Source organism: Roseburia porci (assembly GCF_009695765.1).
Taxonomy (GTDB): Bacteria; Bacillota; Clostridia; order Lachnospirales; family Lachnospiraceae; genus Roseburia; species Roseburia porci.
On sequence record NZ_VUNI01000049.1, the window covers coordinates 1 to 2,674 of the forward strand.

Genomic DNA, 2,674 nt, shown 5'->3' on the forward strand with positions numbered 1-2,674 from the left:
TAATAGTCTGTAAAGATTGTTTGTAAGATATTCATATGTCTATTATGTAGAAAAATGAAGCAAAAGAAAACCCCACCCCTCAAGATTGAGGGGCAGGGGAGTTGAATAGGCGAAGCCTATTTTTTATATCATGTAATATAATTGTTGCAATCATGTAAGCAGAAAGGAGAAAAAGAATGGCAAAGGGGAAAGCTACTGTGTTTTTCTGCCAGAATTGTGGATATGAATCATCAAAATGGCTGGGGCAGTGTCCTGGATGCAGAGAGTGGAATACATTTGTGGAGGAAGTGATTGATAAAAAATCAGTAAGTTCATCCGGAAAATTAAAATCATACCTGCAAAAGGCAGAAGTGGTTCCACTATCAAAAGTAAAGGCTTCAGACGATGAACGGATTACAACAGAAATGAAAGAACTGGATCGTGTTCTTGGGGGTGGTGTTGTAAAAGGTTCATTGGTGCTGGTCGGAGGAGATCCTGGAATCGGAAAGTCAACGTTATTACTTCAGGTATGCAGGAATCTGTCGAATCGAAATCTGCCGATTCTTTATGTTTCGGGAGAAGAGTCGCTTCAGCAGATAAAAATAAGGGCACAGAGAATTGGAGAATTTTCGGATTCCCTGAAATTGTTATGTGAAACAAATCTGGATACAATTCGTGAGACAATTGAACGGGAGAAACCGCAGGTTGTTGTTATTGATTCAATCCAGACTATGTATAATGAAAGTGTTACATCTGCACCGGGAAGTGTATCTCAGGTCCGTGAGGCGACCGGAGTATTTATGCAGATTGCAAAAGGAATGGGGATTTCTATTTTTATTGTGGGCCATGTTACGAAAGAAGGGGTTGTTGCCGGACCGCGAGTGTTAGAACATATGGTTGATACCGTGCTTTATTTTGAAGGCGACCGCCATCAGTCTTATCGTATTTTAAGAGGCGTGAAAAATCGTTTTGGATCAACAAATGAAATTGGCGTGTTTGAAATGCGGCATGAGGGACTTGTAGAGGTAGAGAATCCATCGGAATTTATGTTAAGCGGAAAACCGGAAGGTGCATCCGGATCTGTAGTGGCATGTTCAATGGAAGGAACAAGACCGATACTTCTGGAAGTGCAGGCACTGATCTGCAGAACATCGTTTGGAATGCCAAGGCGAACGGCAACGGGAACAGACTATAATCGTGTAAATCTGTTGATGGCTGTTTTGGAAAAACGTCTTGGAATGGACCTTGCTAATTGTGATGCGTATGTCAACATTGCAGGTGGTATACGGATGAATGAACCGGCGATAGATCTTGGAATCGTGCTTGCAATCATGTCCAGTCATTTTGATAAGCCGATCAATGAGAAAACGATTTGTTTTGGCGAAGTGGGATTGAGCGGTGAAGTGCGTGGAGTAAGTATGGCGGAACAACGTGTTCAGGAAGCAAGAAAACTCGGATTTGAGACCTGCATTCTTCCACAGGTATGCAAGGATGTGATGGGGAATGTGACAGGAATTACTCTGATTGGAGTAAAAAACGTAAAAGAAGCATTGGATGCAATGAATCGTGGAAGATAAGATGCAGGGCATGAAGAAAATTCATATTTCCCTGCAGAACTGATTCCACTCATTTCCGCCCATAGTGACAAAATACTTTAGCCAAATGTGCCAGAGCGCAGATTCCGGATCGTCCTTGTGTTCGTGTAAAACATAGAGGAAACGATCCATTCGAATGATATAATCAGGATCTGGTTCAAAATTCTTGTCATAGTAATATTGGAAGGCTTTATGGATAGCATTTAAAGCTGCCTCCTCGGAGAAACTGACATGGCAAAGTGCCGTTTGATACTCTTTGACAGAATTATTGTAATTAAGACAGTTTTGATACCATTTGTTCATGCTGATTTCCTCCTGATTAACTATAGTTTTGTTACAGATATTTTATGTGTATTCGCGCGTGATATATTTTGCTACGTTCATTATATCATGTGCTTCGCACATGATGCCTGCGGCTGATATTACCTAACCGCTACGGCAAAAGTCCGAAAAACCTCCGGTTTTACGGACTCACGGGCGCGTTCTCATACAGTCCAGGGAACCATACCATACAAGTATTCATAGTTTCCTGGACTGTATGCTCACTTTTGTCTTCGCGTACATTATATCATATTTTTATGTTTACAAAAATGAATGATACAAATTGTACACTCAATTCACAATAATTCAAACAATTAATTTACATTAAACAATTCAAACAAATTTGTTGACTTTCGGATATGTGCGTGGTATGATAACTGAGCTGTCGATGAGAGCGTTAATGATGACGAAACATCGTAGTAAAAAGTTGTTGACAGAGATGACGGAACATGGTATCATTTAGAAGTTGTCGCTGATGAGACAATGACAAAGAACATTGATAACTGAACAGTGAAAAACCTTGAAAGATTCAATGAGAATTATTCAGGCAAATCAATAAGATTTGACGAACAGCATCGAAAGATGCACCTTTAAACATTAAATCAAAGGATAAATTTAGCCAAGCTAAGTTTTGAACATGATTAAACTTTTTAACATGAGAGTTTGATCCTGGCTCAGGATGAACGCTGGCGGCGTGCTTAACACATGCAAGTCGAACGAAGCACTTTACTTGATCTCTTCGGAGTGATTGTTCTGTGACTGAGTGGCGGACGGGTGAG

The 2,674-nt window shown here is 40.4% G+C and carries 2 protein-coding genes and 1 rRNA gene; 2 read left to right on the forward strand and 1 reads right to left on the reverse strand.

Annotated elements, in window-relative coordinates; genetic code table 11:
• Positions 1–176: 176 nt before the first annotated feature.
• Positions 177–1,556, forward strand: coding sequence for a DNA repair protein RadA (gene radA, locus FYJ75_RS14190; protein ID WP_154431053.1), 1,380 nt, complete (start codon positions 177–179; stop codon positions 1,554–1,556).
• Positions 1,557–1,577: 21 nt separating this feature from the next.
• Here radA and FYJ75_RS14195 read toward each other — a convergent pair whose 3' ends face one another.
• Positions 1,578–1,877, reverse strand: coding sequence for a hypothetical protein (locus FYJ75_RS14195; protein WP_154431054.1), 300 nt, complete (start codon positions 1,875–1,877; stop codon positions 1,578–1,580).
• A gap of 669 nt (positions 1,878–2,546) precedes the next feature.
• Here FYJ75_RS14195 and FYJ75_RS14200 point away from each other — a divergent pair.
• Positions 2,547–2,674: ribosomal RNA gene (locus tag FYJ75_RS14200) — 16S ribosomal RNA — on the forward strand; the annotation flags it as partial.